This is a genomic window from Rhizobium sp. AC44/96, assembly GCF_001692185.1.
Classification (GTDB): domain Bacteria; phylum Pseudomonadota; class Alphaproteobacteria; order Rhizobiales; family Rhizobiaceae; genus Rhizobium.
In genome coordinates, this window is sequence record NZ_LXKO01000001.1 from 220,119 (window position 1) to 247,107 (window position 26,989).

Sequence of the window (26,989 nt, forward strand, 5' to 3'; positions counted from 1 at the left end):
GGTAACGACAATGGCTTCCCCCAAACACTTCCTCGATCTCTCCGCGGTATCGTCCTCCGACCTGCGGGTGATCATGAACGACGCTATTTCCCGCAAGCAGGCATTCAAGGCAGGCCAGGGCGACAAGCCGCTGGCAGGCAAGATGCTGGCAATGATCTTCGAAAAGCCCTCGACCCGTACGCGCGTCTCCTTCGACGTCGGCATGCGCCAGCTCGGCGGCGAAACGCTGTTCCTCTCCGGCACCGAAATGCAGCTCGGCCGCGCTGAAACCATCGGCGATACGGCCAAGGTTCTGTCGCGCTACGTCGATGCGATCATGATCCGCACGACGGAGCATTCCCGGCTGCTGGAGCTTGCCGAACATGCGACCGTTCCCGTGATCAATGCGCTGACGGACGACACGCATCCCTGCCAGATCATGGCCGATATCATGACCTTCGAGGAGCACCGTGGCCCGATCAAGGGCAAGACCGTTGCCTGGACCGGCGACGGCAACAACGTGCTGCATTCGCTGATCGAAGGGGCTGCCCGGTTCGGCTATCGCATGAACATGGCCGTACCCCTTGGTTCCGAGCCGAAGGATCACTATCTGAACTGGGCCCGCAATGAGGGCGCCGAAATCATGCTTGGTCACGATGCTGACCGCGCGGTTGCCGGCGTCGATTGTGTGGTGACCGATACCTGGGTCTCCATGAATCAGGAACATCGGGCCCGGGGTCACAACGTCTTCCAGCCTTATCAGGTCAATTCGGCTTTGATGGCGCAGGCCGGCAAGGATGCATTGTTCATGCATTGCCTGCCCGCCCATCGTGGTGAGGAAGTCACGGACGAGGTGATCGACGGTCCGCAATCCGTGGTCTTCGATGAAGCGGAAAACCGCCTTCATGCGCAGAAGTCGATTCTTGCTTGGTGCCTGGGCGCGATCTGAACCATACTGGATGCCACATTCGGCCGAAAAGGCCTGTGGCCGCGCGAGCGGATGGGCACCTTTGCCCGCCGCTCACAGACTAGGAGAAGACCATGGCAGAACCTGCAGCCACGCTCGGCGAGTTCGATTTCGCCGGCGATGATCATGTCGTTCCCTTTCAGGTCGAAGGCCTGGATGTGCGCGGTCGCGCCGTCCAGCTCGGCCCGATGCTCGATGCCATTCTTGAGCGCCACAATTATCCGGCGCCGGTCGCCCGGCTGCTGGCCGAAGTCATCGCGCTGACGGTGCTGCTCGGAACGTCGTTGAAGTTCGAAGGCAAATTCACGGTCCAGACCAAGAGCGACGGTCCGGTCGATCTGCTCGTCGCCGACTTCTCGACGCCGGAGAACGTGCGCGCCTATGCCCGCTTCGATCAGGGCCTTCTCGACGCCGCCATCGCGGCCGGCGAGACCGAGCCTGAGCAGCTGCTTGGTAAGGGCATGCTGGCCTTCACCATCGATCAGGGCAAGTTCAGCCAGCCATACCAGGGCATCGTCGCGCTCGACGGCGCCACGCTGGAGGATATCGCTGGCACCTATTTCCGTCAGTCCGAGCAGATCCCGACGCGCGTTCGCCTTGCGGCGGCCGAATTGTTTGATCGCGACGAGAAGGGCAAGGCGCGCCACCGCTGGCGGGCAGGAGGGCTCGTCGCCCAGTTCTTGCCCGAAGCGCCGGAGCGCATGCGCCAGTCCGATCTGCACGGCGGCGATGGCGACACCGGCACCGGCCTGCACCGGGAAGACGACGCCTGGGCAGAGGCTCGCTCGCTCGTCGAGACGATCCATGCCGACGAGCTGACGGATCCGCAGGTCGGAACCGAGCGGCTGCTCTTTCGCCTGTTCCACGAACGCGGCGTGCGCGTCTACGAACCGCGCGCGGTTTTCGACCGCTGCTCCTGTTCGCGCGAAAAGATCAAGGGCGTACTGAAGGGCTTCTCGGCGGATGAAATCGAAGCCAGCCAGGAAGACGGCCAGATCGCGGTTACCTGCGAATTCTGCTCCACGACCTATCGCTATGAGGTCGAGGAAGTGACCGAGGCTGCCGAGTGATCAGTTCAGGACTCTGAGCAGTCCTGGAGAATCCAGGGAGAAGGCGGGGATCTCGACGTCGAAGAGCTCGCCTTTTTCCGTCTCCATCTGGTAATGGCCGAACATCAGGCCCGACGGCGTATCGAGCGGGCAGCCCGACGAATACTCGTAGGTATCGCCCGGTTCCAGGCGCGGCTGTTCGCCCACCACGCCCGCTCCGGTCACCTCATCGACGATGCCGTTCTGGTCGGTAATGTTCCAATAGCGGTTGACGAGGCGAACGGTCAGATCGGAATTGTTGCTGATGACGATCCGGTAGCCCCAGACATAGCGATCGTCGTCCGGGTCGGATTGCTCCTCCAGATAAAAGGGCTCCACCACCACTTCAATGTCTCGTGTCAGCGCGCGGTACATGCCTTACACCTTAGCCGCAATACGTTACTGGTATCTTATAAGAGCCCTGATACGTCAATAAACGGTACTTCGAACATCCCTTAAATGCGTCTAAACGCTCGGAATCGCGACTTTTTCGTGTGTTAAGACTAATATCTTGCCCGCCTGGCGCGAGCGACGGCAGGGTTGCCATGCCGGAGATGGCCGGATCGAAGGCGACCCGGCCACCGGATTTGTGGATCAGGCCTTCACTTTGGCGAGCGCCTGGGCGAAATCCTCGATCAGGTCGTCGCCATCCTCGATGCCTGCCGACAGGCGGAGCGTACCCGGCGAGATGCCGAGTTCGGCGCGTGCCTCATCCGTCAGGTTCTTGTGCGTCGTCGTCGCCGGATGCGTGATCAGGCTCTTGGCGTCGCCGAGGTTGTTGGAGATCTTCACAATCTCAAGCGCATTCTGCAGCGCGAATGCGGCTTCCTTGCCGCCCTTCAGTTCGAGCGCGACCAGTGTCGAGCCGCCCTTCATCTGCTTGGCGACGATATCGGCCTGCGGATGGTCCTTGCGGCCGGGATAGATGATCTTGGCGATCTGCTTCTGCTCTGCCAGGAAATCGGCGATCTTCGCCGCATTCTCGGTCTGCTGCTTGACGCGCAGCGGCAGCGTCTCCAACCCCTTCAGCAAGGTCCACGCGGTAAAGGGCGACATCGCCGGGCCGGTGTGGCGGTAGTAGTCCTGCAGGTGCTCGGTAACCCATTCCTTGTCGGAAAGGATCACGCCGCCGAGGCTGCGGCCCTGGCCGTCGATATGCTTGGTGGCCGAGTAGACGACAACGTGGGCGCCGAGCTCTAGAGGCTTCTGGAAGAGCGGCGTCGCAAAGACGTTGTCGACGACCACCTTTGCGCCGATCTGGTTTGCAAGCTTGGCGACGCCGGCAATATCGACCACCTCGAGCGTCGGATTGGTCGGGCTCTCCAGGAAGAAGACCTTGGTATTCGGGCGGATCGCCTTTTCCCAGTTCTCGAGATAGCGTCCGTCGACCAGCGTGCACTCGATTCCGTACTTCGGCGCAAGCGTCTCGACAACCCAGCGGCAGGAGCCGAACAGGGCGCGGGCGGCAACGATATGATCGCCTGCCTTGACCTGGCAGAGAATGGCGGCAGCGACGGCGGCCATGCCCGACGCAGTCGCGCGGGCTTCCTCGGCGCCTTCCATCGCGCACATGCGCTTTTCGAACATGTCGTTGGTCGGGCTGCCGTAGCGGGCGTAAATATAGCCCTCCGTCTCACCCTTGAAACGCGCTTCGGCGGCTTCCGCCGTTTCGTAGACGAAGCCCTGCGTGAGGTAGATCGCTTCGGACGTCTCGCCATATTGCGAGCGGAGCGCTCCGCCGTGGACGAGTTGGGTTGCCGGGCGCCAAGTCTTGCTCATGCCATCACCACTTTCAAACACAAAAAAACCGGCCGCAAATGCAGACCGGTTTCAACCCGGTCTATTTAGCCACTTGTTTAACGTGGCTGCAAGCCGACCGGCCAAATCACCACGGGATAAAGCTGCAATACTGCCGTTGCGTGCTTGCGTCAATTCCTCGATTTTGGTTTTGTCTGCGGCAAATTATGGATGGGGCATGATGGCTCGCGAAACAGGTATTTTGGCGGATCGCGCGATAGCGGCGCTGTTCGAAGCAGGGCGGCTCATTTCCGAGCGCGATCTGGATCATGATCAGATCCAGCCGGCGAGCCTCGATCTTCGGTTGGGTGCGAAGGCGTTCCGCGTCCGCGCGAGCTTCATGCCGGGCCCGTCGCATCTCGTTTCAGACAAGCTGGACCGTCTCAGCCTCCATGTCGTCGATCTCAGCGAAGGCGCTGTGCTCGAAACCGGCTGCGTCTATATCGTGCCGTTGATGGAGCGCCTCGACCTGCCGGTCGACATGTCGGCCTCGGCCAATCCGAAAAGCTCGACCGGCCGTCTCGACATCTTCACCCGCGTCATCACCGACTACGCGCAGGAATTCGACAAGATCCCGGCAGGCTACTCCGGTCCGCTCTATCTCGAGATCAGCCCGCGCACCTTCCCGATCGTCGTTCGCCGCGGTTCGCGTCTGTCGCAGATCCGTTTTCGCGTCGGCCAGGCCCTGCTCGGCGAGCCGGAGTTGCTGGCGCTGCACGATGCCGAGACGCTGGTCGCCAGCAAGCAGCCGAACGTATCGGGCGGTGGTATCGCACTGTCGATCGACCTTGCCGGCGACAAGGAAGGCCTGATCGGCTATCGCGGTAAGCACCACACCGCCGTCGTCGACGTCGACAAGAAGGCACAGCACGACATCTTCGATTTCTGGGAGCCGCTCTACAGCCGCGGCCGCAACGAACTCATTCTTGATCCGGATGAATTCTATATCCTGGTGTCGCGCGAGGCGGTCCACGTGCCGCCGAACTACGCAGCCGAAATGACGCCCTTCGATCCGCTCGTCGGCGAATTCCGCGTGCACTACGCGGGCTTCTTCGACCCCGGTTTCGGCCACGCGCCCGCTGGCGGCCGTGGCAGCCGCGCGGTGCTCGAGGTGCGCAGCCACGAGGTCCCCTTCATCCTCGAAGACGGCCAGATCGTCGGTCGCCTCGTCTATGAACACATGCAGGAACAGCCATCCAGCCTCTACGGATCCGGCCTCGGTTCCAACTACCAGGCGCAGGGCCTGAAGCTCTCCAAGCACTTCCGCCTGTGACCTCTCCACGCCCCGCTTGACAGAAACCACCTTCTGTTGGAAAGGTCGCGATAACGCGGGTGTAGCTCAATGGTAGAGCAGCAGCTTCCCAAGCTGAATACGAGGGTTCGATTCCCTTCACCCGCTCCAGCTATCACCCACCATCCGGCTTTGTGCATCACCCACCGCTCCTGGGTTTGCAAGGATGAATCCGGCGGCTGGCGCACACTCGGGGGCGTCAGACGCTCAAGAGGCAGCGCGTGGTTTTTTGCCGGGTTTTGCCGGAGGCGGTGTGATCTTGGTCACTGGAGGCACGCCGTCGGCAAAGCAGTAGCCCGCGACCCATCCACCGGAGGCGAAGAGGCCCCAGCCGCCTTCGGCATGCCATTGGCATGTGAGGAAGGTCGGTCCCCATTCTGTGACGCTGACGTCGTAGACGCCCTTGCCGGCATAGCTTGCGCTCGGATTGCCCGCCAGCGTCCAGCCGGGCGGCGTTTCCACTCGCCAGGAAATGCGCTCACCCTTCCATCGGTCTTCGCGCAGTCCCCATTGCGGCGTTCGGCATTTGTTGGTCACGCTGTCGCAGGTCATTTTAACGGCTGAAACCTTGGTCGGGGCATCCTGCACCACTGTTGCGCACCCCACCAGACCAATCGCCATGGCTATTCCAGTCATCCCCCCACGAGACAGCATAGTTCGACCTCCCTCGGCACTTTGCTGTTTGCGATAGTACTACGGTTCCGCGCCCCCCGCGCTTCACCGTTAGGCTGAACATGACGCCACCGGATGTGGATCGGGCAGGGGTTCGTTCGCTGATCCGGCCGAGGACCAATCATTCCGATGATCCGAAATGATGATAGGCAGACGCACGGGCCGCCCTTCGTCGATTTTTTGGCAAAGATGGCTTCGATCCGCTGCTACTTATTGACGATCCTCTAATGTTTATAGTTAATTTTTAACTATTCTCCGCTAGGACGGAACCGAGACGCTATCGACGTCGTTGTCTGCACGATCAGGAGGAGTAGCTGAATGCTTTTGAAAATCTTCACGGCCAAACGCGAAACCCCGGACTATGGCGATACCGGAACCTATGCAGACGGCTATCTGGCGCCGGAAACGGAAGGTGCCGCCAAGCGCGAGGATAAGCGCTCCTCCTACGAGCGTGATTATGGCCGTGGCCGCACGCTGGAGAACATACCGCTCGGCTTTGCTTGAGCGTAACGCGGATCAACGAAAACGGGCCCGGCACGATAATGCCGGGCCCGTTTTCGTTCTGGCGAGGTGGAAGACCTTCAAGGACTCTACGTCGCACGCATCAGAGCGATAAAAAAAGGGCGGCTTGTCGGCCGCCCTTTTTCATTTCTATTGGCTGATACCCGATCAGAACTCTGTCCAATCCGCATCGTTGCTGGCGCTGGAGGAGCCGCCGCCGAAGGCGCTGGCGAGCTTCTGGCCCAGCGCGCGTGCAGGTGAGGAGCTTGGCCGGGAGACGCCAGGCGTTGCGACCCGGACAGGGGCCTTGCGGGTCACGACCGGCTGCGAAGCCGCCCGCGGAGCTGCCTGGACAGGACTTGAATGGACGCTGGCAACGCCGGCCACAAAGCCGCCCGTGCCCGTCAGCTTGAACTGGTCGAGGAGGTTGGTGAGCGTTGCTGCCTCCGTTGCGAGCTTATGGCCCGCAGCGGTGCTTTCTTCGACCATGGCCGCATTCTGCTGCGTTCCCTGGTCCATCGTGTTCACGGCCGTGTTGATCTCCTGGAGCCCGGTCGATTGCTCTCTCGCGGCTTCGGCGATCGCATGGACGTGCTGATTGATCTCCTGCACCTCGTGAACGATGGCGTCGAGCGCCTGCCCGGTTTCACCGACGAGAGCGACGCCCGTCTGCACGTGATCACCGGAGGTGGTGATGAGAGATTTGATCTCCTTGGCGGCATTGGCGGAACGTTGAGCCAGCTCACGAACTTCCTGGGCGACGACGGCAAAGCCCTTGCCGGCTTCACCGGCACGCGCAGCCTCCACGCCGGCGTTCAGCGCCAGCAGGTTGGTCTGGAAGGCGATATCGTCGATGACGCCGATGATGTTGCCGATTTCGACCGACGACTGCTCGATCTGCTGCATGGCATTGACGGCCTTGCGGACGACGTTGCCGGACTTTTCGGCGCCGGTGCGCGTCCGCGTCACGAGCTCGCGGGCCTCTTCGGCGCGTTTTGCAGCATCGCGGACCGTCGTGGTGATCTGCTCGAGCGCGGCAGCGGTTTCCTCCACGGAGGCGGCCTGCTGCTCGGTGCGCTTGGAGAGTTCATCGGCCGACGAACGGATTTCGTTGGCGCCGGCGCTAATGGCGCGGGCATTGGCGCCCACGGTCTGCATCGTCTCGTTCAGCTTGTAGATCGAGTTGTTGAAATCCTGGCGCAGGGCGTCGAGGTCGCCGACGAAGGGCGTGTTGATCTGCGAGGCAAGATCGCCGGCTGCCAGGCGGCGCAGGCCATCGCCGAGTGCGTCGACGGCGCGCGCAAGATCGGCGGCTTCGGTCGCCTTCTGGGCTTCGCGTTCGCGGCGTTCGCTGTCGCTGAGATTGCGGTTGCGCTCGGCTTCGCCTTCGAGGCGGACACGTGCAATGGCGCTGTCGCGGAACACAGCGACGGCTTCCGCCATCTGGCCCACTTCGTCGCGACGATCGAGGCCGTCGACCGGGCTTGCCGTCTCACCCTGGGCGAGCTTGGTCATCCGTTCGCGCAGACGTGCCATCGGGGTCGAAATACCTGCCTGGGCGATCCAGACGCTCAGGCCGACGGCGGCGAGGACGGCAAGGCCGATAAGGATGAAACAGAACTCGATCCGCTGGTTCACGGTAGCCGACAGCGCATCGCCGCCATCGTTGAGCAGCGACATCAAGGCATCATTGTTGGCAATGAGCTTCGGCGTGATGGCATTGAGCTGGGAGTTCAGCATGCCGACGGCAAGCTGCGCGCCGGTAGTGTCGCCGGCCTTGGCAAGATCCGTGGCCTTGTTGGAGGTGGCCTGCATCTCGTCGATGTTTGCCAGCAATTCATCGATCGCCTGCTGGCGGCTGGGAACCAGATCCACTGCTTGCTGAAGGCGCTCACGGGCCTGCGTAAACCGGTTCGGGGCGGCAAGTGCTGCGTCGAAGGCAGGCGTGCCCGCCTTCAGGCCGCCGATGACAGTCGTCTGCAGAACGGCGGCGTTGACCGAGGCGCTGGCACGCGATGCCTGCATAGCCGCAAGGGCCTCGTGGTCGATGAAGGCGCTATAGGCCGCGTCCGCGCCACGAAATTCGGTGACGATGTAGATCAGCCCGGCGAGTGCGATCACCCCGAGAAGCGCGACAACGGATATGATTTTGGTCCGAATTTTAAGGTGTTTCAGCATGGGGTATGTCCACTCGTGGGCGGTATTGCACCGGCTTGGGGGAGGCAGTTGAGAAGCGGAGGGCGAGGTTCTGTTCGTGAACGAACGATGCCTGGGAAGGCTCGACATGCGCATCATGCATTCGGCCGGGAGCCGGTGTCGTCGGGCCTGACTAGAATGGTAAATTGCTTAATGCCGGGCTAACAGCGAGCTGCTGTCCCCGGAAAATTTTCGCCCCTTCACTTGTAGTCGCCGGTCGCTAACGATTGTGCAACTTGTGTGCGGTGTCGGAAGGCAGATGCGGTGTCTTGTCCCAGAAAAATGGCTTGAGGGGCAACTCCAGGACAGCCCGCCAGGCCGCCGCCGAGATCATCAGCCAGTAGAGCGGAATATAGGCCCAGACCCGCCCCATTCGCCTCTTCTCGTCGCGCAGCATCGCCGTTGTTCCCAAGAGCAGAAACAGGCCGTAGCTTGCCAGCATGTTGGCGATATCGAGGACGAAGAGCGCGCCGTCACTGCTGCCGAGCGACGGCAGGCCGAACATGATGTAGGTGGCTGTCGTCAGAAGAAGTGCAATGAGCCACGGATGGGCAAGCGAGGAAATCAGCATCCCGCCGATGAGCAGCTGAAAGACGATGAAGCCGCCGATGCCCATTTCCCTGACCAGCGCGACCGGCGCACGCATCATCACCAGCCAGGTCTGCAGCCAGCCCTTGAACCAGCGTGTGCGCTGATTGAGCCAGATACGAAAGGTCGTCGGCGCGTCTTCATAGGTCGGGCAACTGATGACGCCGCTCCTGTAGCCGAGCCGATGCAGCCGCATCCCGAGATCGGCGTCCTCCGTGACATTGTACGGATCCCAGCCGCCGCAACTCCTGAGATCGGCCAACCGCAGATGATTGGACGTGCCGCCCAGAGGCAGCGGCAGGCGATAGTGTGCCAGCATCGGCAGCAGCATTCGAAACAGGGCCGCATATTCCAGCGCAAATGCGGCACTGATCCAGGAAGCGGAGCCATTGGAAACGACAAGCGGCGCCTGCAGGCATGCGACATCCGAAGGCCCGGCCAGGAATCGCGCGTAGGCGGCGCGCAACTGGTCCGGATGCGGGCGATCCTCGGCATCGTAGATCGCCACAAATTCGCCCCTGGCGCCGGCAAGCGCATAATTGAGCGCTTTCGGCTTGGTGCGCGGATGCGCGGCGGGCACGGCGACGATCTCGAACTGCGGGCCAAGGTTTTGCGCGCGGAAGGCTGCGATCGTGTCATGGTCGTCCGCCTCGCACACCAGCTTGATATCGAGCTTCGACGCCGGCCAGTTCAGGCGTTTCAGCGCATCCACGAGCTGGCTCGCAATCCCCGCCTCCTTGTAGGCGGCGACGAGCACCGTGTAGACGGGCAGGCGATGGGGCGCGATGGGATGCGCCGTCGGTCGATGGCGACAGAAAAGGGCGCAGGCACGCACCAGGATCGCCGCCATGTACAGGACCGAAATGGCGGCGTGGATAATGGTCAGCGTAAGAGCGCTGGAGGCAATGGCAAAGCCAAGCGCGCACAGGCCGGCTCCCGCCAGGAAGCCCTGTTTCCCCGAAAGAACAATGCGGGCGCTGAAGCGCGCGCCCTTGTCGAAGAGCGTGCTGATGCTCTGCCGCAATCGGCGCTCGGATCCCGACTGCCAGATCGCCGCGCGCAAGGCCGACGGCGTCGTGACGAGCATCCTGTCGGCAATATCGGGCCGCCGTTCGAATGCCTGCGCAAGCGCGGCCAGCTTTCTCGCTTCGGGAACGATCGCAAACATCGACTTGCTGGCATAGTTCAGCCGGACCGTCTTGATTTCGACGAGCTGCGTATCGAGTGCAATGTCATCGGTGACGAGCGAGGCATCGATGGCAGAAAGAAACGGAAGCGTCAGCCCGCGTGCGAGTGCCGCGTAATAGCTGTCGGGGTCGATCAAGTCGCTTGCCAGCAGTTCCTGCTCCACGGTCGTGCCATGGTGGCGGGCCGACTGGGCCGCCTTCGCAACCGTTGGCTTCCCGATGCCGAGCTTCAGAAGAACCTCGATTTCCGCCTGGTAGGGGTCGGCCTGCGGGAGCTGCGCGGGCGGCATGGTGCTGCCGGCCACGGGATGCCGTGGCCGTTCGCAATCTTCGTTTCCGCCTGGCGCATATTCCCCGATACGCATGACTCTGATACACCGTTTCACAATGGCAGTGCATGCTAATCCCCGAGGTCGAAGCATAATGATGCAATCTAGACTGGCATCCCTAAATCTTGAGGGGCTTCGCAGTTTTCTCCTGTCTCTGGTCGTGGCGTTGGGCGCGTTTCCGGCGCTTGCCCAGCAGGCAACGCCATCATTGCCGCTGCTGTTCGATTCCCGTGAGCGCCTTGCCAAGCCGGATCTTTCGGCGCTTGTTCGCCTGCGTTTCCTGACGTCGATGGATTTCCCGCCGTTCAACTTCACCGATCAGAATGGCAAGCTCGCGGGCTTCAATGTCGATCTGGCGCGCGAGATCTGCACAGAGCTCGAGATCGCCGACAAATGCCAGATCCAGGCACTACCCTTCGTTGATCTCAAGGATGCGCTCGGGGCGTCGCAGGGCGATGCCGTGATCGCCGGCGTGGCGGTGACTGCCGAGTTGAGGCGACAGTTTGCCTTCTCGCGGCCCTATCTCATGTTGCCGGCGCGCTTCGTCCGCAATGTGAAGGTTGCGGTCCAGGGCGACGCCGCGACGGCCCTTGCCGGCCACACGGTCGGCGTGGTCAAGGGAACGGCGCACGAAGCCATGCTGGCCTCCTATTTCCCCAAGGTGAAGGCGATGCCGTTCGACAGCAAGGACGCGCTGCTTGCCGCGCTGAAGGAGGGCAAGGTCGAGGCCGCTTTCGCGGATTCGCTGCAGCTGTCCTTCTGGGTATCGTCGCCGGCCTCGGCGAAGTGCTGCGAGCTGTTCGACGGTCCCTATCTCTCCGAGCAGTTCCTCGGGGAGGGCATGACCGTCATGCTGCGTCAGAAGGACGATGTTCTCACGGCCGCGCTCGACCATGCGCTCGCTGCGCTCTCGCGCAGCGGACGCCTGCAGGAAATCTACCTTCGCTATTTTCCTTACGGTCTTTACTAACCCTTGCGGAACCGGGCGATGGCGCTGCGCTCTATGGCAGCGCAGGTCAGCTTGTCGAGGCCGAGCCGGTCGCGTAGCAGGCTGAGCAGGCGCAGTTCTTCCGCCTTCACCGACAGGTCCGCCGACGCAACTTCGACAGCAAGCGCGTAGGCCGTGTCGTAGAGGCGTGGAGGCACGGTATCCTTGACGGTCTCCAGCACGACATCGAGCCCCTCGGGGCCGGCAAGGAGCGAGGCGCAGTCACGCGCCACCGATATCAGCCGGTCCTCGTCGAAGTCGCGAAAGACCGGCAGAAAGCCGATCAGCTCGCCGATACGCTCCAGTTCGCGATCGTTCATCGTACTGTCGACGGCGGATGCCATCACCATCACGTAGATCAACGCATCGTGGGCGGAAAGCGGCTTGTTCATGTCTGGATCGTTCCTCTCTAGCGAGCCTAGAGTTTAAGAACTGGTCCGGCGCATTACAAGGGATCGGCTGGTTCATCGGGCAGCGGACCGGGAACGGGGACACCCTTGCGCGGGTCTTCGCCATGCAGGCCTTTCTGGTCCTGCTTCGCCTTTGTACCCGCCTCGACGAGGGCTGAACCATCCGCCGCGTCGGCCCAGCCGGTCTCGACCAGCCACTGCGAAAGATCCTGCGTGCCGATCTTGCACGAGGTGGTGACGGTGCCGCTCCAATCGGCGCTGTCGAGATCACATCTGACGGTCCTCAGTCTGAGGAAAAGCCGGAAGTTTGTCTTGGCAAGCATTCCGCATGGCCATTCGACGCCGCTTGGGTCGGTGCAGACCTTGTCCGCCGGGGTGGGGATGATGTCGGCAAGCTGCAGCCGCCTGTCGCCGAAGCCGAGGACGCCGGCGCTTTCCGCTACGGGGCGCGGAAGGTTCGTGCCCTCCTTCTCTTCGGTCGCTTTCGGTTTCTCGGGCTCGGGTGCCGCAACACGCTCGAGAGGCTTGCCGTCCACCGCAGCCGGGTAGAACTGGCTCGCGGCGTCGATTGCTCTGGCATTCATGCTGGCTTGCGGATTGGTTGTCGGCTGCGGGGCAGGCGTCGTTGTGCCTTCGGCTTGGCCACCGTCCGGTGCTGGCTCGGATGTCTGGTTAGGATCTACCGTGCGCCCAAGCCTCTGGCCGCCCGCGCCGATAAGGCCGACAACCACCCCGATCCCCGCAACAGCCGTCAGAATTGCCGCAGGACGCATGGAAGATTTTCCTACTGGCTGGCCCAGATGATCCGGGCTATCCAATCGACATCGGAAAGCTCGATCGTCCGGTTCGGATGCTCGGGATTGAGCGACATCAGCTCGATGGAACGCGGGCTCTGGCGCAGCAGAACCTTCGCCATTACCTCGCCTTCGCGCGTCTTGACGACGACGCGGTCGTTACGGCGCACCTGCGCACCGGGCTCGACGATCAGCACGTCCCCATCGCGATAGAGCGGCATCATGCTTTCGCCCTGCACCTCGAGCGCATAGACACCAGCCCTTTGCGAGGGCGCTGCGGGAAATTCCACCACGTCCCAGCCTTGCCCGGCCGGAAAACCGCCGTCGTCGAAAAAGCCGCCGGCACCCGCCTGGGCAAAGCCCAGCAATGGGATAGAGCTCCCCTGCGGTGGAAAAGCGCCGTCCGGTATGTTCGAAAATCCGTTTGCCGGCCGCATGAAGGTCATGAATTGTTCCATGCTGGAGCCGGTCGCATCGAGCACTTTCGCGATCGATTCCGTGGACGGCCAGCGCAACCGTCCGTCGGCGGACAATCGCTTGGATTTGTTGAATGAGGTCGGGTCGAGGCCGGCGCGGCGCGCAAGACCGGAGGGCGTCAGGTCGTGCCGTTCGGCAAGCCTGTCGATTGCTCCCCAGATCTGCTCGTGTGACAGCATGTCGCCTGCTTCCATGCGCCTGCAGGCGCGGTTCCCTATCGGCTGAAATATTAGCGGCAAGCGATGCGGGAGTAAAGAGACGTGAGGAATAAAATCCTCTATCGCGCCGTCAGGCGACCAGTGCCATGTTGATCTTGCCGAGCTGAATCACCGCCTGCGTGCGGCTGTCGACATCGAGCTTCAGCAATATCGCGGACACATGGGCCTTGATGGTCGCTTCCGACACACCGAGTTCATAGGCGATCTGCTTGTTGAGCAGGCCTTCGGCAAGCATCGTCAACACCCGGCTCTGTTGCGGCGTCAATGTATGCAGCCGGTGGATGAGCCTGGCGACGTCAGGATCATGCTCCTGCCCATCGCGATAGTTTTCAGGCGTTGCGATATCCCCTGCCAGCACCGTCTGGATGCCGCGGCGGATATCCTCGATGCCGGATGACTTGGAAATGAAACCGGAGGCGCCGAGCTCCAGCGCCCGGTGGATGGTGGTCGTGTCGTCGGAGGCGGACACAATCACGATCGGCAGCCCGGCGAATTCCGATCGCAATGCCATCAGTCCTGAGAAACCGCTGACACCGGGCATTGCCAAGTCAAGCAGCATCAGATCCGCGTCGGGGTGGTCGCCGGCCGCCTTGCGCGCCGCGGAAAAATCGCCGGCTTCGACGATTTCCTGGTGGCCGTCCATGCCCTCGACAGCCTGACGCAGCGCATCGCGAAAAAGCGGATGATCGTCTGCGATGATTATCGTCTGCTCATGCATCGAAAACTCCCTCCCAAGAGCTCGATAACGTCTCCGTATACCGCGATCGCTCGCGAAATAGGCCTCCGTACCTATAGATTATAGCAAATCAGGTCTTTTGCGGAAGGGCGTTGCGCTGCTCTTCGCCCTGGAATTCCTTGACTATCCCCATGAAGCTGCGCATCCAGCGCTCCATGATGCCGATTGAACGGTCGATTTCCGCATCCGAGGGCAGGGCCTTGTTGACGATGCTCTTGTTCTCGAGCGCGGTGACGCGATCGGAGAGCCGGTCGAGTTCGTTCTCGTAGGCGGCGCGTTCGTCGGCGGCCATCCGGCAGACGAGCGAACCGTCCTTTTCCTCGCATAGCGACATCGCGCCAGTCTGGCGGTCGAGCCGGACGAAGTGATCGCCGCTGCGCTCGAGCTGGAAGCGGGAGGTGTCAGGTTCGGCGGCAAGTGCCCCCAGCGGCAGCAAGAAGGCGACAAGGCCGATTGCGATATTTTTCATGGTTTCCTCCGGAAATCTCGGTGGCCGTCGCATTTTTCGCGTCGGGGCGTGGACATCGCCGCGTCTTTGCGGCAAAGCCCGGGAAAGACCAGCCATTCATGAGGCCATCATGACCCTGACACCCACGCTTTACAAGATCGTGACGGAGACGCTCTGGCAGGAGGCCCGCGAGAGCGGCGTGTTCCGAGGCGCCGCCATCGACCTGACGGACGGCTTCATTCATTTCTCGACGGCAGATCAGGCCAAGCAGACAGCCGCGCTCCACTTCGCCGGCCAGGCTGGCTTGCTGCTGGTCGCAATCGACGGCGGGAAGCTGGGTGACAAGCTGGTCTTCGAGCCGTCCCGAGGCGGCGCTCTCTTTCCGCATCTTTATGCCGACCTGCCGCTTTCGGCCGTGCTTTGGGAAAAGCCGCTGCCGTTGGATAGCGCCGGCCACCACATATTTCCGGACCTTCAGCCATGATCGATCTCTTCAAGCATGCCGCCCGCAAGGGTCTCTTCCTTTTCGACCCCGAGACGGCACACGGCATGTCGATCGCGGCCCTCAGGTCCGGCCTCGTACCCGCCTGCGCGCTGGCTGCTGATCCGCGCCTGCGCCAGACCGTTGCGGGCATCGATTTCGCCAATCCGCTCGGCATGGCGGCAGGCTACGACAAGAACGCCGAAGTTCCGGAAGCGTTGCTGAAGATCGGTTTCGGCTTTACCGAAATCGGCACGGTGACACCGAAGCCGCAACCTGGAAATCCGCGTCCCCGCATCTTCCGTCTGGTCGAGGACGAGGGGGTCATCAATCGCCTCGGCTTCAACAACGAGGGGCATGAAGTGGCCTTTGCGCGCCTCTCCCCGATCCGGGGCAATGGCATCATCGGCGTCAATATCGGCGCCAACAAGGATAGCGCCGATCGCATCGATGACTACGTGAAGGGTATCCGTCGGTTCTATTCGGTCGCGCGGTATTTCACCGCGAACATTTCCTCGCCCAACACGCCGGGTCTACGCGACCTGCAGGCGCGCGAGAGCCTCTCCGCCCTGTTGTCGGCCGTGCTTTCCGCGCGTGACGAAGAGGCGGCGAAATCAGGCAGGAAGACGCCTGTCTTCCTGAAGATCGCGCCGGATCTCACGGAGGAGGGAATGGACGACATCGCTGCCGAGGTGCTGTCGCATGCGCTCGATGGCTTGATCGTGTCGAACACCACGCTCTCCCGCGATGGCCTCAAGGACCAGCAGCAGGCAAAGGAAGCCGGCGGCCTTTCGGGCAAGCCGGTGTTCGAGAAGTCTACGGCGGTGCTCGCCAAGATCCGCAAGCGCGTCGGCCCGGCATTGCCGATCATCGGTGTCGGCGGCGTGTCGTCGGCGGAAACGGCAATGGAAAAGATCAGGGCGGGCGCCGATCTCGTCCAGCTCTATTCCTGCATGGTCTACGAGGGACCGGGGCTTCCCGCCCAGATCGTCCGTGGCCTGTCGACGCTGCTCAACCTTGAGAAGGCTGCCTCGATCCGCGAGTTCCGCGACACGAAGATGGATTACTGGGCCGCGCGAAACGTCTGATCGGCGCGCGGCTTTACCAGCATTGCCAGGAAGAAGCCGCGAAACAGCAGGAAGCCGTTCATCGCCAGCCACAGGCCGTGATTGCCGAAAAGCGGCACGAAGATCGCAAGAGCGAGCAGATAGCCCGCAAACGACATCAGCATCCGGTTGCGCATGTCGCTTGACCACGTTGCGCCGATGAAGACGCCATCCATCAAGAAGGCCAGCGCGCCGGTAAGGCCGGTGACCGCCGCCCACGGCAGGTAGGTTTCCGCCGTCTGCTGAACCTCGGGCGAGGTGGTCAGCACCGAGATCAGCCAGGGACCGGCGATCAGGAAGAAAATGGAAATGATGGCTGCGAGGCCGAAGGACCAGATCGCCGTCAGCTTCAGTCCGCGGTCGAAGGCCGGCCGATAGCGCGCGCCGATCGCCCTTCCGGTGATCTGCTCGGCGGCGTTGGCAAGCCCGTCGAGATAATAGCCCGACAGCAGGAAGAAGTTCATCAGCACGGCGTTGGCCGCCAGCGTAACGGCGCCGAAGCTCGTGCCGATGCGCGTCATGATCGTGAACGCTGCCAGCAGGACGAAGGTCCGGATCAGGATGTCGCGGTTGAGGGCGAAAAGCTCGCCCAGCCGATGCCTGGAGAAGATCTCTACGCGTTTCGGCCGGTCGGCTCGGTTGAAACCGCGCAGCACGATGAAAAGGCCGACCAGCGCGCCGACGGTTTCGCCGACCATGGTGCCCCATGCGACGCCGGCAACGCCCCAGTTGAGCCAGATCCCCAGGAAGATGGCGAGCACGATGTTGATGCCGTTGATGATCGTCTGCAGCAGCAGGCCGATGGTTCCCTGGCCGCGGCCGAGCACGAAGCCGAGAATGGCATAGTTGGCGAGCGCTGCCGGGCCGGCGAGGATGCGGATCGAGAAATATGTGCTGGTCGCCTGCGCGACCGCGTTCTCCGGCCCCATGAGCTTGAGGCCCGCGGCAAGCAGCAGCGGCGACAGACAGAGCAGCGCTAAGCCGCAACCCACCGCCGAGATCAGCGCCCGCCAGAAGACACCCTGCTGCGCATGCTGATCGCGCCGTCCGTAGGCCTGAGCCGTCAGCCCGGTCGTCGAGGCGCGCAGGAAGTTGAAACTGCCGAGAATGAGATCGAAGAGCATGGCGCCGATCGCAAGGCCCGCGAGCGCGTCCGGCTGGCCCATATGGCCGACAACCCCGGTATCGACGAGACCGAGCAGCGGCGTCGTCATGAAACCGAGCGTCATCGGTATCGCGATGGAAAGCACCAGCCGGTGCGTCACATCGAATGCCAGCCTGTTTTCGCTGCCGTGCGTGTCCATCTCTTGAAGGGCCTGCCTCTAAGGGGAGGCAGAATCGCCTCAGCTGGAAAGCACCATTGCCCAGTATGGCACGTTTTTGGAAGCCGGATTATGCGCCAGCGCGACGCCGAGGCCGGTATAGCGGCCAAGCATGTTTTCGAGATGATGCGGCGAGTTGATCCAGGCCGTCACGACGGCTGGAACCGATTGCTGGCCGGCGGCGATGTTTTCGGCGGCCGGAAGCTGCACGCCGCTCGCCTTGACGCGCGGGCCGAAGCCATCGCCGATACCCATCACGTGCTTCATCTTGCCTGCCGCTGCCATGCGCTTGGCCTGGTAGAGGGCTGCCGCGGTCGCGGCGGGATCGATGGAGAGCGGCGGCAAGCCGTTCTTGGCGCGCAGCTGGTTGACAAGGGGCAGGGCGGCCGCCGTCTGGTCCTCGCCGTCCGACGGCGTGGAGGGCGTCTGCGGCGCCGTTGCGCAGCTGGCAACGCCGGCGACCAGCGCGAGGCCCGACAGACGCAGCAGGTTACGACGTGAAAGATCGATGGAGCTCATGTTACCTGCGATAGTTGAAGAGGCGGATGAGGAGGAAGATCGGAATGACCACGGTGGCACCGAGCAACAGATAATCGCCGACGCGGCCGAGGGCGGCAAAGCCACGATGCCAGACTTCCTGCACGAAATTGCGGAGGCCGTAGACGAAATCCAGCGGCGCCCAGCCGAACACGGCCATGATGAAGCCGACGATCAGCGACACGACCAAAAGCTTGATCAACGTACGGCCGAGCGAGTCGCCCAGAAACTTGTTCACCTGATCGGACATGCGCCATCTCCTGTTTATCCCTGAAATACGGGCGCGAATCGTTGCTCGCAAGCCTTTTTCAGAGCTGGCGCCTCTGCCTCTGAAATAGGACTTGAGTTTTTTTGTGGCCGCCGCCAAATGCGTGCCGTCCCAACAGGTCCCCATCATGCAGCCGCACCAGCTCACCTCAGGCGATGTTATTGCCGATCGCCGCGCCGATTATGCCAAGATGCTCGACGAGGGCGGAGAGCCGGATGCCGCTGCCGAGTTGATGGAGCAGGCGCTCGAGCTGGCACCGGGCTGGGCAGCCGGATGGTATCGTCTGGCAGGCTACCGTGAGAAGGCCGGAAATAAATCCGGCGCGATCGACGCATACCGTCGCACGCTCGATCTCGGCCCCGAGGATATTTTCGGTGCCGAACTTAAGCTGGCGCTTCTCGGCGATATCGCCACCCCGGACCAGCCGCCCAGCAGCTATGTCGAGCGCCTGTTCGACGACTATGCGGATCGGTTCGAAACCTCGCTGGTCGAAAAGCTGGATTACAGCGTGCCGCAGAAGCTCGCGACGCTGATCGCGTCGAAGGAGCGGCACTACACGCTCGCGGTCGATCTCGGCTGCGGCACCGGCTTGCTCGGGCCGGAAATACGCGACCGGGTGGCGCGTCTTGAAGGCTTCGACCTCTCGCAGAACATGCTGGCCAAGGCGGAGGAAAAGCACGTCTACGACAATCTGGCGCAAGCCGATCTGTCGCTCGCGCCCGAGGCAACCGGTCTCTTCCTGGACGCTGGCGAGCACCGCGCGGATCTGATCACTGCGGCCGATGTGCTGATGTATCTCGGCAATCTCGAAACTGTTTTCGATGCTGTCGTGGCCCTAGCGGCCTCCGGTGCCGACTTCGCCTTTTCCGTCGAGGATGCCGGCGATGGGGATGGCTTCGAGCTCAAGCCTTCCCTGCGCTACGCGCATTCGGAGGCTTATGTGCGTCAGCTCTGCGAGCGCCACAGCCTGCAAGTCGTCGCGGTTACCAAAACGCCCATTCGTAAAGATGGCGCGAATGTCATTTTCGGCATTCTGTTCCTTACGCACAAAACGGCGTGAACGAACGTTTCTTGCGAACTCGCAATAGGTCAGCCTTGCTTACGTATTTCGCTTGAAAAAGCCGCGAAAGCGCCTGATAATTCAGGCCACACGCCGAAGAGCACATGCGTTTGAAAGAACGCAAAAGCAGGCCCGGCAGCATTTCATCATTTCCATTCCGTGCCGCTCGGGCTTCCTCGGGCGCTCTTGAACTCGTCTGCCGTCGGGGACTAACGACATGACACAGCTCATCAATGCCCTTGGTTTCTGGAATACGACAGCCACGCGTCACACACCTGTGGAAGACGTGCAGGGCATCTTCTCGGGCAGCCTTATTGCCGCGCTTGGCCTCTATTTTCTGGCCAGTGCCGGTTTGCTGACCGGCAGCACCGCTGGCGTCGCCTTTCTGCTGCATTACGCCTTCGGTGTGAATTTCGGCCTGGCCTTCTTCCTGCTCAACCTGCCGTTCTTCTATCTCTCGTGGAAGCGGCTCGGCGTCTCCTTCACCGTGAAGACTTTCATTGCCATCGGGCTGACGTCGCTGCTGACTAGCCTGCAGCCAAAGGTGATGAGCATTGCCGCTATTCATCCGGCCTGGGCCGCCCTGCTTGGCGGTCTGCTGCTCGGCTTCGGTCTTCTCGCGCTCTACCGTCACCGCGCCAGCCTGGGCGGCGTCGGCATTCTCGGCATCTACATGCAGGAGCGCTTCGGCATCCGCGCGGGTCTGGTTCAGTTGGCCGTCGACATGTGCGTGCTTGCGGCTGCCTTCTTCGTCACCACGCCGCCGGTGGTGTTCTATTCGGTTCTCGGCGCCGTCGTTCTGAACCTGTTCCTCACCATCAATCACCGTTCCGATCGCTACATCGCGCTCTGAGTGGATGTCCTCCCCGTTTTGCGGGGAGAACGTCGGTCGATCCGGTAGTCTAGCTCAGGCGGCCTTGGCGGGCTTGTCGATCGGGTGCTGCGAGCGGAAGCCGACCGCCAGACGGTTCCAGACGTTGATGGCCCCGATCGCGACGGTAATCTTGGTGATCTCCTCTTCGCTGAAATGCGCCTTGAGGGCTTCGAAGTCGGCATCCGGAGCGCCGGTCTCTGCGATCTTCGTGACGGCATCGACCCATCCGAGCAGGGCGCGTTCGCGGGCATCGTAGACAGGCGATTCACGCCAGACGCACATCAGGTTGATCCACTGTTCGCTGAGACCGTCGTGCCGGGCTTCCTTCACGTGCATGTCCACGCAGTAGGCACAGCCGTTGATTTGCGATGCGCGCAGCTTGATGAGGTGGATGAAACGCCGCTCCAGGCCCGAGGTCTGGACGAATTCTTCCAGAGCGACAACAGCCTTGTAGGACTCTGGCGAAGCCTTGGCGAAATTGAAACGCGGTTGCATGGGCAGTCTCCTCTTTGTCTGGGCTCAGCGAGCCGTTCTACGTTCATGAATTTGCAGGAAGGCGCAGCTTCGTGCGGCGATGGAGCCGTCGTCGATCTCCGCCAGTTCGGCGCCGAGATCGGCAACGGTGGTCTTGGCAAGCTCGGCGCGGTAGACGCGCTCCGCCCGCAACATGGCAGCCGAGATGTTGCACGGCTTGGCAAAGAAACGATCCGAGACCGGGTTCGGCCCGCGCTGACGGATCTCGTTGCAGCGGAAGGCCGGTGCCGGACCTTCGACGGCAAGCACGATATCAAGAAGCGTGATCTCCTGCGGGAGCCTCGCCAACCGATATCCGCCCTTCGGGCCGGGCACGGTGTCCAGAATGCCGGCGCCCGAAAGCGCCTGCAGATGCTTCAGCAGATAGCTGGTTGATACGCCATGAAACTCCGCCAGCGCCGCAGCGGAAAGCACGCCGCCTTTGGACAATCCCGACAGCATCGCAACGCTGTGAATGGCCTGTTCGACGCCGTCGCCGAGTTTCATGAGATGCCTCCTCAATTCGTGGATAAAAAATATCTACGATATGAAATCTTGTCAAGACCTGTTTCCCGGTAGCCGCACGGAGCGGTCTTCTGCTGCCGTTGGACTTTACCTTGCGGGGTTGTGAAGCGGCACGGATTCGGTAAAGTCGTCCCGTAAGCTAAAAACATTCCAAAAGGGAACCGCATGAAAAAGACGATTTTTGTGGCCGCCGTCGCACTGCTCGCAGCGACGCATCTGGCCTCAGCGGAGGATACCATCCGGATCGCGACCGAAGGCGCATACCCTCCCTTCAACTACGTTGAATCGGATGGCAGCCTGAAGGGTCTCGACGTCGACATGGCCAATGCGCTGTGCGAGGAGATGAAGGCAAAGTGCACGATCGTCGCCCAGGATTGGGACGGCATCATCCCCGGCCTGCTCGCCAAGAAGTACGACGCGATCGTCGCCTCGATGAGCATCACCGCAGAGCGCAAGAAGCAGATCGACTTCACCAACAAGTACTATACCACCCCGCTCGCCGTGGCTGTTCCCAATGACAGCCCGCTCAAGGGCGTGAGCGTCGAGGACATGAAGGGCAAGATCGTCGGTGCCCAGGCATCGACCACCCAGGCCGACTATCTGAACGACGTCTACGCCAAGGGCGGCGCGGAAGCCAAGATGTATCCGACGCAGGACGAGGCTGTTGCCGACCTGCAGAACGGCCGCATGGACGCGCTGATCTCCGACAAGTTCGTGGTCGTGGACTGGCTGAACAAGGCCGGCAAGGATTGCTGCAAGCTGCTGGGCGACGTTCCCGGAACGGCGACCGAAGCCGGCATCGGAATCCGTCAGGGCGACACGGAACTCAAGGAACGCTTCAACAAGGCGATCGATGCGCTGGTGGCCAACGGCACCTACCAGAAGATCACCAAGAAGTACTTCCCCTTCGACATCTACTGATCGCTTGTCGATCGTCGTGCGGAGGCCATCGGTCTCCGTACTTCCTGGACTGTAAGCTCCCAAGGCTTGGTCTGGGGTCGTGGTTTGCCAACCCGCCGCCATCTAACGCGCGACAGTTCCCATAGCCGCGCCATTCTATTTTGCCACGTGGTGCACTACCTTTAGCGTCGTGGACCAGATCGATTCCGAAGCCAGTGTTCTCCTGCCTCAACCTTTCACCCGTTGGTTCGCGGAAAAAGGCTGGCGGCCGCGCGTCCATCAGCTCGAGTTGCTGGCGCGCGCCGAGGCTGGCGAAAGCACACTGCTGATTGCGCCCACCGGCGCCGGAAAGACGCTCGCGGGCTTCCTGCCGTCACTGACCGATCTGACGCGTCGCGGCAAGATTCCGCCGGGCTCGGCCTTCACCGGCATCCACACGCTCTACATTTCGCCGTTGAAGGCGCTGGCCGTCGATATCGAGCGCAACCTGATGAAGCCCGTCGAGGAAATGGGCCTGCCAGTCACGGTCGAGAACCGGACCGGCGATACGCCTATCGCCAAGCGTCAGCGCCAGAAGCTCAACCCGCCGGACATCCTGCTGACCACGCCCGAGCAGGTGGCGCTGTTGCTCGCCAACCGGGAGGCGGAACGCTTTTTCAAGGACCTGAAATACGTTGTCCTCGACGAGCTTCATTCGCTGGTCAGCTCCAAGCGCGGCCATATGCTGTCGCTCGGATTGGCACGGCTGCGACGCCTTGCGCCCAATCTCCAGACGATTGGCCTTTCGGCGACGGTGGCCGAGCCGATGGACTTGCAGAAGTGGCTGGTGGCGCAGGAGCAGGGGCAGGAACGCCACGCCGGCATCGTCACCGTCGAAGGCGGCGCCAAGCCCGATATCTCGATCCTCTCGACCGAGGAACACATTCCCTGGGCCGGTCACTCGGCGCGATACGCCATCCCGGACGTCTACAAGCAACTCATCGACCATCAGACGACGTTGCTCTTCGTCAACACCCGCAGCCAGGCGGAAATGCTCTTCCAGGAACTCTGGACGGTCAACGAGGAGAATTTGCCGATCGCACTGCATCACGGCTCGCTCGATGTCGGTCAGCGCCGCAAGGTGGAGGCTGCGATGGCGGCGAACCGGCTGCGCGCAGTGGTCGCCACCTCGACCCTCGACCTCGGCATCGACTGGGGCGATGTCGATCTCGTCATCCATGTCGGCGCGCCTAAGGGAGCGTCGCGGCTGGCCCAGCGCATCGGCCGCGCCAACCACCGGATGGACGAGCCATCCAAGGCGATCCTCGTTCCCGCCAACCGTTTCGAGGTGATGGAGTGCCAGGCAGCGCTCGACGCCAACTATCTCGGCGCGCAGGACACCCCGCCGGTGGGGCGCGGCGCGCTCGACGTGCTCGCCCAGCATGTGCTCGGCATGGCCTGCGCCGAACCCTTCGATATGCTGGAGCTCTATGACGAGGTGGTCAGCGCCTCACCCTATGCGGATCTCGATTGGGAGACCTTCGAGCGGATCGTCGATTTCGTCGCCACCGGTGGCTATGCGCTACGCACCTATGAGCGCTATGCCCGCATCCGCAAGACCAAGGAAGGACGCTGGCGCGTTTCCAATCCGCAGGTCGCGCAGCAATACCGGCTGAACCTCGGCACCATCGTCGAAAGCCCGATGCTGAACCTGAAGATGGTGAAGCGCGGCGAGGGCGGCCGCATCGGTCGCGGTGGCGCCACGCTCGGCAAGATGGAGGAATACTTCTTCGAGCAGCTTTCGCCCGGCGACACCTTCATCTTCTCCGGCAAGGTGCTGCGCTTCGAGGGGATCCGCGAGAACGAGGCGCTGGCCAGCCAGGCCTATTCCAATGACCCGAAGATCCCCTCCTATGCCGGCGGCAAGTTTCCGCTTTCCACCTATCTTGCCGATCAGGTGCGCTCGATGCTTGATGATCCCGATCGCTGGCACCGGCTGCCGGATCAGGTGCGCGACTGGCTGGCGATCCAGAAGGAGAAATCGATCCTGCCCAAGCGCGACGAGCTGCTGATCGAGACCTTCCCGCGCGGCAGCCGCTGCTACATGGTGGCCTACCCGTTCGAGGGGCGGCTGGCGCACCAGACGCTCGGGATGCTCCTCACCCGCCGGCTGGAACGCGCCGGCGCCAAGCCGCTCGGCTTCGTCGCCACCGATTACTCGCTCGGCATATGGGGGCTCGAGGATATGGGCAGGATGATATCAAGTGGCCGCCTCAGCCTATCCGACCTCTTCGACGAGGACATGCTGGGCGACGACCTCGAAAGCTGGCTCGACGAATCCTTCCTTTTGAAGCGCACCTTCCGCAATTGCGCCGTGATTGCGGGTTTGATCGAGCGCCGGCACCCGGGCAAGGAAAAGAGCGGTCGGCAGGTGACGGTTTCGGCTGATCTGATCTACGACGTTCTCCGTACCCATGAGCCCGACCACATCCTGCTGCAGGCGACGCGCCAGGATGCGGCGACCGGGCTTTTGGACATCGGCCGGCTTGGCGATATGCTGAGGCGAATCAAGGGGCACATCACCCACCGCGCGCTGGAGCATATCTCGCCGCTGGCCGTGCCCGTGATGTTGGAGATCGGCAAGGAGCCGGTGCATGGGGAGGCCCACGACGCGGTGCTGGCGGAAGCAGCGGACGACCTGATCGCCGAAGCCCTGGCGTAAGAACGAGGAACAGAATGACGTGATCAACCGGCTGGCGCTGGCGCGAGAACTGAACGGAGTGGCAGCCATGCCGGGCGTTGAGACGACCGTGCACGGGGTTGCCGCCGTTTGCGATCCACTCGGCGCCCTCTATCTGCCCGATGCCGCTGTTCTCGTCGTTTCCGACCTGCATCTGGAAAAGGGCGCCGCCTTCGCTCGGCGCGGCATGATGCTGCCGCCCTATGACACGCTGGCGACGCTGACGGTGCTGTCGGCCGTCATTGCGCGCTACGATCCGAAGCTCGTGATCTCGCTCGGCGATAACTTCCATGACCGTATCGGCTCGGCCCATCTCCCTGAGGTTTTTAGGTCGCGCATCGTCGATATGGCGCGGGGGCGCGAATGGATCTGGATCAACGGCAATCACGACCCCGATGGGACCGTCGATCTGCCCGGCTCTTCGACCGATGAACTGCATTATGGCGGGCTGACCTTCCGGCACGAACCGAAAAGCGGCCTGCAGAGCGGCGAGATCGCCGGCCATCTGCACCCGTCCGCTACCGTGCGCCGGCGCGAAAAATCCGTTCGCCGGCCATGCTTTGCCACGGATGGCGCCCGCCTGCTGATGCCGGCTTTCGGTGTTATGAGCGGCGGCCTGGATCTTCGCCACAAGGCGATGAAGGGGTTGTTCGACCAGCCGCAGCTCGTCGCGCATCTGCTCGGGCGCGATCGCATCTATTCCGTCCGGTTCGGAAATCTGGTCGGGTAAGGGCCCTGCCGGTTCGACGGGCCACCGTTGACAATTCGGCGCAGTCGGCTATTTCGAAATCGCCGAGAAATTCTAGGCCGGTTGGTTATTCCGGCGCTCGCCACGCGCGAGAATTAGTCGCTGACGCGAACCCACGGCACCAAACCTTTGATCAAGGGTGGTGCTGTGACGTGAAAGACCATCTTTCAGCACGCTCCACCTGGCAACGTGGAGAGAACATGACCGATCCGAAGACAATTCTGATAGCTCAGATCATGATATCCGGGATGATGGCCTTCTGCATGACAGGCTTCTTTGGCTTCCTTCATATGGGACTGACGAGCCAATGGCTGCATGAATGGTCCCACGCCTTCGTCATCGCCTGGCCTGTCGCCTTCTGCCTGTCGCTGATTGTCGGCAAGCTCTCCTTCACGATCGCCTGCCGGATAACGGGGAAATAGACCCCGCCGCCTATAACCTTTCGCTACGTGCGCCGGCGCGAGAAATTCGTCCGCCGGCGACACGTCGTCACCGACGTGTGTTCGTTTTCACGCGCAGCGGCCGTCGCTCATCGCGCCCCCGCGTGGGCGCACGATCCTATCTACTCGGTTGGGTTCTCAGTTCTGTTGGTTGCTACTGGTTGGGCAAGCTCAACGGAATTGCTATCGCCATAAAGACGATCAGGGCAATCAACAAAGACAGTTGGAACGAGCGATTGATAATCTCGATCGAGCGTCCGATTTTGACCCTGCCGATCAATACGACAAGGGTGCAGAAGACCACCATAACCGCCAGCGCTGCCAACAGCATCGCAACTTCTCTTTCGATGCTCGGTATCAACTGGCTTGAGATGCTTGTGACAAATGCCTTCTGTGGTGCCGAGACAGCCAGTTTATCAAGAAGCAACTTGGCTCGATCAGCCAGAGTTGTGTACTCGAATATGAGAAGAGCGACGACCAGAACGAAAACGGAATTAGTGATTCCGTTGCTGTTGAAATAAACGTGTTCTATCGGCGAAAAGTGAGGAACGAGCTTTTGCTCTAGTTCCTCTTGTTGATCTTTGGCGATTTTCCTCAACCGCTCAATTTCGCTTAGGAGTGATTCCGTGTCGGCAGCGACGGGATTTGGCGAATCCAGCGTTTCGGGCGGCCGGAGAACGGATGGCGGGCGCGCTTTGGGTCCCCAGATGAAAAGCAATAGCGCTATGACGACCAAACTCAGGATTGCTGAACTCAGTCTCGGGTCTAGTTGCTTGAGTTGGTCCAAGGCAAAACGCGTCAATTCGATGATGATCTCGACCATGGGATCC

Annotated in this window: 29 protein-coding genes, 1 tRNA gene and 1 riboswitch; of the genes, 14 read left to right on the top strand and 16 right to left on the bottom strand. The window is 61.9% G+C overall.

Going from position 1 to position 26,989, the window contains the following annotated elements; genetic code table 11:
* The first annotated feature begins 10 nt into the window (after window positions 1–10).
* Window positions 11–928, top strand: coding sequence for an ornithine carbamoyltransferase (gene argF / locus A6U87_RS01045; protein WP_065689394.1), 918 nt, complete (start codon window positions 11–13; stop codon window positions 926–928).
* 92 nt (window positions 929–1,020) lie between these two features.
* On the top strand, window positions 1,021–2,016 hold the full coding sequence (locus A6U87_RS01050; protein ID WP_065689395.1) for an Hsp33 family molecular chaperone: 996 nt from the start codon (window positions 1,021–1,023) through the stop codon (window positions 2,014–2,016).
* Here A6U87_RS01050 and apaG read toward each other — a convergent pair whose 3' ends face one another.
* Entirely contained in the window at window positions 2,017–2,409 is a 393-nt protein-coding gene (gene apaG / locus A6U87_RS01055) for a Co2+/Mg2+ efflux protein ApaG (RefSeq protein WP_065689396.1), read from the bottom strand. It lies immediately after the preceding gene.
* Between the two features lie 219 nt (window positions 2,410–2,628).
* A complete protein-coding gene (locus A6U87_RS01060) occupies window positions 2,629–3,813 on the bottom strand; it encodes an O-succinylhomoserine sulfhydrylase (RefSeq protein ID WP_065689397.1) in 1,185 nt (394 codons plus the stop codon).
* Between the two features lie 44 nt (window positions 3,814–3,857).
* Window positions 3,858–3,936: riboswitch (SAM riboswitch) on the bottom strand.
* A 73-nt stretch (window positions 3,937–4,009) separates the two neighbouring features.
* On the opposite strand from A6U87_RS01060, the gene A6U87_RS01065 reads away from it, so the two are divergent.
* Together A6U87_RS01065 and A6U87_RS01070 are read left to right on the top strand one after the other, a co-directional pair.
* Window positions 4,010–5,104, top strand: a complete 1,095-nt coding sequence (locus tag A6U87_RS01065; RefSeq protein WP_065689398.1) for a 2'-deoxycytidine 5'-triphosphate deaminase — start codon at window positions 4,010–4,012, stop codon at window positions 5,102–5,104.
* A 55-nt stretch (window positions 5,105–5,159) separates the two neighbouring features.
* A tRNA-Gly gene (locus tag A6U87_RS01070) sits at window positions 5,160–5,233 on the top strand.
* 96 nt (window positions 5,234–5,329) lie between these two features.
* Here the strand turns inward: A6U87_RS01070 and A6U87_RS01075 are convergent.
* Window positions 5,330–5,743 (bottom strand): hypothetical protein, encoded by a 414-nt coding sequence (locus A6U87_RS01075; RefSeq protein ID WP_065689399.1) that lies wholly within the window; start codon window positions 5,741–5,743, stop codon window positions 5,330–5,332.
* Window positions 5,744–6,112: 369 nt separating this feature from the next.
* On the opposite strand from A6U87_RS01075, the gene A6U87_RS01080 reads away from it, so the two are divergent.
* Window positions 6,113–6,298: a hypothetical protein gene (locus tag A6U87_RS01080; RefSeq protein WP_065689400.1), complete on the top strand. Its 186-nt coding sequence runs from the start codon at window positions 6,113–6,115 to the stop codon at window positions 6,296–6,298.
* A 165-nt stretch (window positions 6,299–6,463) separates the two neighbouring features.
* Here the strand turns inward: A6U87_RS01080 and A6U87_RS01085 are convergent, their stop codons facing one another.
* Complete coding sequence (locus A6U87_RS01085; RefSeq protein ID WP_065689401.1) at window positions 6,464–8,473, bottom strand: methyl-accepting chemotaxis protein; 2,010 nt, start codon at window positions 8,471–8,473, stop codon at window positions 6,464–6,466.
* A gap of 238 nt (window positions 8,474–8,711) precedes the next feature.
* Window positions 8,712–10,631, bottom strand: coding sequence for a glycosyltransferase family 2 protein (locus A6U87_RS01090; protein ID WP_083199244.1), 1,920 nt, complete (start codon window positions 10,629–10,631; stop codon window positions 8,712–8,714).
* 58 nt (window positions 10,632–10,689) lie between these two features.
* Between A6U87_RS01090 and A6U87_RS01095 the strand changes: the two genes are divergently transcribed.
* Window positions 10,690–11,565: a transporter substrate-binding domain-containing protein gene (locus A6U87_RS01095; RefSeq protein WP_065689402.1), complete on the top strand. Its 876-nt coding sequence runs from the start codon at window positions 10,690–10,692 to the stop codon at window positions 11,563–11,565.
* On the opposite strand, the gene A6U87_RS01100 is transcribed toward A6U87_RS01095, so the two are convergent.
* The 5 genes from A6U87_RS01100 to A6U87_RS01120 all read right to left on the bottom strand — a co-directional run bounded on the left by A6U87_RS01100 (window position 11,562) and on the right by A6U87_RS01120 (window position 14,687).
* Window positions 11,562–11,975: a tellurite resistance TerB family protein gene (locus A6U87_RS01100; protein ID WP_065689403.1), complete on the bottom strand. Its 414-nt coding sequence runs from the start codon at window positions 11,973–11,975 to the stop codon at window positions 11,562–11,564. The genes A6U87_RS01095 and A6U87_RS01100 overlap by 4 nt on opposite strands.
* Window positions 11,976–12,028: 53 nt before the next feature.
* Window positions 12,029–12,766: a thermonuclease family protein gene (locus A6U87_RS01105; RefSeq protein WP_065689404.1), complete on the bottom strand. Its 738-nt coding sequence runs from the start codon at window positions 12,764–12,766 to the stop codon at window positions 12,029–12,031.
* Between the two features lie 11 nt (window positions 12,767–12,777).
* Window positions 12,778–13,443: a helix-turn-helix transcriptional regulator gene (locus A6U87_RS01110; protein WP_065690195.1), complete on the bottom strand. Its 666-nt coding sequence runs from the start codon at window positions 13,441–13,443 to the stop codon at window positions 12,778–12,780.
* Window positions 13,444–13,552: 109 nt separating this feature from the next.
* Window positions 13,553–14,200: a response regulator transcription factor gene (locus A6U87_RS01115; RefSeq protein ID WP_065689405.1), complete on the bottom strand. Its 648-nt coding sequence runs from the start codon at window positions 14,198–14,200 to the stop codon at window positions 13,553–13,555.
* A gap of 88 nt (window positions 14,201–14,288) precedes the next feature.
* On the bottom strand, window positions 14,289–14,687 hold the full coding sequence (locus tag A6U87_RS01120) for a hypothetical protein (RefSeq protein WP_065689406.1): 399 nt from the start codon (window positions 14,685–14,687) through the stop codon (window positions 14,289–14,291).
* 109 nt (window positions 14,688–14,796) lie between these two features.
* On the opposite strand from A6U87_RS01120, the gene A6U87_RS01125 reads away from it, so the two are divergent.
* Window positions 14,797–15,150: a DUF952 domain-containing protein gene (locus A6U87_RS01125; RefSeq protein WP_065690196.1), complete on the top strand. Its 354-nt coding sequence runs from the start codon at window positions 14,797–14,799 to the stop codon at window positions 15,148–15,150.
* Window positions 15,147–16,235 carry a quinone-dependent dihydroorotate dehydrogenase gene (locus A6U87_RS01130; protein WP_065689407.1) on the top strand — a complete coding sequence of 363 codons (1,089 nt, stop codon included), beginning with the start codon at window positions 15,147–15,149 and terminating at the stop codon, window positions 16,233–16,235. Before A6U87_RS01125 ends, A6U87_RS01130 begins: the two co-directional genes overlap by 4 nt.
* Here the strand turns inward: A6U87_RS01130 and A6U87_RS01135 are convergent.
* The 3 genes from A6U87_RS01135 to A6U87_RS01145 are packed head-to-tail and all read right to left on the bottom strand — an operon-like array spanning window position 16,211 to window position 18,362.
* Window positions 16,211–17,557, bottom strand: coding sequence for an MATE family efflux transporter (locus tag A6U87_RS01135; protein ID WP_065689408.1), 1,347 nt, complete (start codon window positions 17,555–17,557; stop codon window positions 16,211–16,213). The genes A6U87_RS01130 and A6U87_RS01135 overlap by 25 nt on opposite strands.
* Window positions 17,558–17,596: 39 nt before the next feature.
* A complete protein-coding gene (locus tag A6U87_RS01140; RefSeq protein ID WP_065689409.1) occupies window positions 17,597–18,094 on the bottom strand; it encodes a CAP domain-containing protein in 498 nt (165 codons plus the stop codon).
* Window position 18,095: 1 nt separating this feature from the next.
* Complete coding sequence (locus A6U87_RS01145) at window positions 18,096–18,362, bottom strand: DUF6460 domain-containing protein (RefSeq protein ID WP_065689410.1); 267 nt, start codon at window positions 18,360–18,362, stop codon at window positions 18,096–18,098.
* Between the two features lie 145 nt (window positions 18,363–18,507).
* On the opposite strand from A6U87_RS01145, the gene A6U87_RS01150 reads away from it, so the two are divergent.
* Window positions 18,508–19,440 carry a methyltransferase gene (locus A6U87_RS01150; RefSeq protein ID WP_065690197.1) on the top strand — a complete coding sequence of 311 codons (933 nt, stop codon included), beginning with the start codon at window positions 18,508–18,510 and terminating at the stop codon, window positions 19,438–19,440.
* Between the two features lie 217 nt (window positions 19,441–19,657).
* Window positions 19,658–20,293 carry a YitT family protein gene (locus tag A6U87_RS01155; protein WP_065689411.1) on the top strand — a complete coding sequence of 212 codons (636 nt, stop codon included), beginning with the start codon at window positions 19,658–19,660 and terminating at the stop codon, window positions 20,291–20,293.
* Between the two features lie 54 nt (window positions 20,294–20,347).
* Here A6U87_RS01155 and A6U87_RS01160 read toward each other — a convergent pair whose 3' ends face one another.
* Together A6U87_RS01160 and A6U87_RS01165 are read right to left on the bottom strand one after the other, a co-directional pair.
* Window positions 20,348–20,809, bottom strand: a complete 462-nt coding sequence (locus tag A6U87_RS01160) for a carboxymuconolactone decarboxylase family protein (protein ID WP_065689412.1) — start codon at window positions 20,807–20,809, stop codon at window positions 20,348–20,350.
* Between the two features lie 24 nt (window positions 20,810–20,833).
* Entirely contained in the window at window positions 20,834–21,334 is a 501-nt protein-coding gene (locus A6U87_RS01165) for an Rrf2 family transcriptional regulator (RefSeq protein WP_065689413.1), read from the bottom strand.
* Window positions 21,335–21,517: 183 nt separating this feature from the next.
* Here A6U87_RS01165 and A6U87_RS01170 point away from each other — a divergent pair, with 183 nt between their 5' ends.
* From A6U87_RS01170 to A6U87_RS01185, 4 genes are all read left to right on the top strand, one after another.
* Window positions 21,518–22,273, top strand: coding sequence for an ABC transporter substrate-binding protein (locus A6U87_RS01170; protein ID WP_065689414.1), 756 nt, complete (start codon window positions 21,518–21,520; stop codon window positions 22,271–22,273).
* 169 nt (window positions 22,274–22,442) lie between these two features.
* Window positions 22,443–24,953 (top strand): ligase-associated DNA damage response DEXH box helicase, encoded by a 2,511-nt coding sequence (locus tag A6U87_RS01175; RefSeq protein ID WP_065689415.1) that lies wholly within the window; start codon window positions 22,443–22,445, stop codon window positions 24,951–24,953.
* A 19-nt stretch (window positions 24,954–24,972) separates the two neighbouring features.
* Entirely contained in the window at window positions 24,973–25,701 is a 729-nt protein-coding gene (gene pdeM / locus A6U87_RS01180; RefSeq protein WP_198928648.1) for a ligase-associated DNA damage response endonuclease PdeM, read from the top strand.
* A gap of 218 nt (window positions 25,702–25,919) precedes the next feature.
* Window positions 25,920–26,141 (top strand): DUF2798 domain-containing protein, encoded by a 222-nt coding sequence (locus tag A6U87_RS01185; protein ID WP_065689416.1) that lies wholly within the window; start codon window positions 25,920–25,922, stop codon window positions 26,139–26,141.
* Between the two features lie 172 nt (window positions 26,142–26,313).
* On the opposite strand, the gene A6U87_RS01190 is transcribed toward A6U87_RS01185, so the two are convergent.
* Window positions 26,314–26,982 (bottom strand): hypothetical protein, encoded by a 669-nt coding sequence (locus tag A6U87_RS01190; RefSeq protein ID WP_065689417.1) that lies wholly within the window; start codon window positions 26,980–26,982, stop codon window positions 26,314–26,316.
* Between the last annotated feature and the right edge of the window lie 7 nt (window positions 26,983–26,989).

Bases quoted from the DNA above. Each gene is read 5' to 3' on its own strand.
- A6U87_RS01150 (WP_065690197.1), top strand. From the start codon at position 18,508: ATGCAGCCGCACCAGCTCACCTCAGGCGATGTTATTGCCGATCGCCGC.
- A6U87_RS01105 (WP_065689404.1), bottom strand. From the start codon at position 12,766: ATGCGTCCTGCGGCAATTCTGACGGCTGTTGCGGGGATCGGGGTGGTT.
- A6U87_RS01165 (WP_065689413.1), bottom strand. From the start codon at position 21,334: ATGAAACTCGGCGACGGCGTCGAACAGGCCATTCACAGCGTTGCGATG.
- A6U87_RS01100 (WP_065689403.1), bottom strand. From the start codon at position 11,975: ATGAACAAGCCGCTTTCCGCCCACGATGCGTTGATCTACGTGATGGTG.
- A6U87_RS01140 (WP_065689409.1), bottom strand. From the start codon at position 18,094: ATGAGCTCCATCGATCTTTCACGTCGTAACCTGCTGCGTCTGTCGGGC.
- A6U87_RS01090 (WP_083199244.1), bottom strand. From the start codon at position 10,631: ATGCGTATCGGGGAATATGCGCCAGGCGGAAACGAAGATTGCGAACGG.
- A6U87_RS01080 (WP_065689400.1), top strand. From the start codon at position 6,113: ATGCTTTTGAAAATCTTCACGGCCAAACGCGAAACCCCGGACTATGGC.
- A6U87_RS01050 (WP_065689395.1), top strand. From the start codon at position 1,021: ATGGCAGAACCTGCAGCCACGCTCGGCGAGTTCGATTTCGCCGGCGAT.
- argF (WP_065689394.1), top strand. From the start codon at position 11: ATGGCTTCCCCCAAACACTTCCTCGATCTCTCCGCGGTATCGTCCTCC.
- A6U87_RS01110 (WP_065690195.1), bottom strand. From the start codon at position 13,443: ATGCTGTCACACGAGCAGATCTGGGGAGCAATCGACAGGCTTGCCGAA.
- apaG (WP_065689396.1), bottom strand. From the start codon at position 2,409: ATGTACCGCGCGCTGACACGAGACATTGAAGTGGTGGTGGAGCCCTTT.
- A6U87_RS01185 (WP_065689416.1), top strand. From the start codon at position 25,920: ATGACCGATCCGAAGACAATTCTGATAGCTCAGATCATGATATCCGGG.
- A6U87_RS01075 (WP_065689399.1), bottom strand. From the start codon at position 5,743: ATGGCGATTGGTCTGGTGGGGTGCGCAACAGTGGTGCAGGATGCCCCG.
- A6U87_RS01095 (WP_065689402.1), top strand. From the start codon at position 10,690: ATGATGCAATCTAGACTGGCATCCCTAAATCTTGAGGGGCTTCGCAGT.
- A6U87_RS01065 (WP_065689398.1), top strand. From the start codon at position 4,010: ATGATGGCTCGCGAAACAGGTATTTTGGCGGATCGCGCGATAGCGGCG.
- A6U87_RS01190 (WP_065689417.1), bottom strand. From the start codon at position 26,982: ATGGTCGAGATCATCATCGAATTGACGCGTTTTGCCTTGGACCAACTC.
- A6U87_RS01160 (WP_065689412.1), bottom strand. From the start codon at position 20,809: ATGCAACCGCGTTTCAATTTCGCCAAGGCTTCGCCAGAGTCCTACAAG.
- A6U87_RS01170 (WP_065689414.1), top strand. From the start codon at position 21,518: ATGAAAAAGACGATTTTTGTGGCCGCCGTCGCACTGCTCGCAGCGACG.
- A6U87_RS01060 (WP_065689397.1), bottom strand. From the start codon at position 3,813: ATGAGCAAGACTTGGCGCCCGGCAACCCAACTCGTCCACGGCGGAGCG.
- A6U87_RS01115 (WP_065689405.1), bottom strand. From the start codon at position 14,200: ATGCATGAGCAGACGATAATCATCGCAGACGATCATCCGCTTTTTCGC.
- A6U87_RS01125 (WP_065690196.1), top strand. From the start codon at position 14,797: ATGACCCTGACACCCACGCTTTACAAGATCGTGACGGAGACGCTCTGG.
- A6U87_RS01130 (WP_065689407.1), top strand. From the start codon at position 15,147: ATGATCGATCTCTTCAAGCATGCCGCCCGCAAGGGTCTCTTCCTTTTC.
- A6U87_RS01155 (WP_065689411.1), top strand. From the start codon at position 19,658: ATGACACAGCTCATCAATGCCCTTGGTTTCTGGAATACGACAGCCACG.
- A6U87_RS01145 (WP_065689410.1), bottom strand. From the start codon at position 18,362: ATGTCCGATCAGGTGAACAAGTTTCTGGGCGACTCGCTCGGCCGTACG.
- A6U87_RS01085 (WP_065689401.1), bottom strand. From the start codon at position 8,473: ATGCTGAAACACCTTAAAATTCGGACCAAAATCATATCCGTTGTCGCG.
- A6U87_RS01135 (WP_065689408.1), bottom strand. From the start codon at position 17,557: ATGGACACGCACGGCAGCGAAAACAGGCTGGCATTCGATGTGACGCAC.
- A6U87_RS01120 (WP_065689406.1), bottom strand. From the start codon at position 14,687: ATGAAAAATATCGCAATCGGCCTTGTCGCCTTCTTGCTGCCGCTGGGG.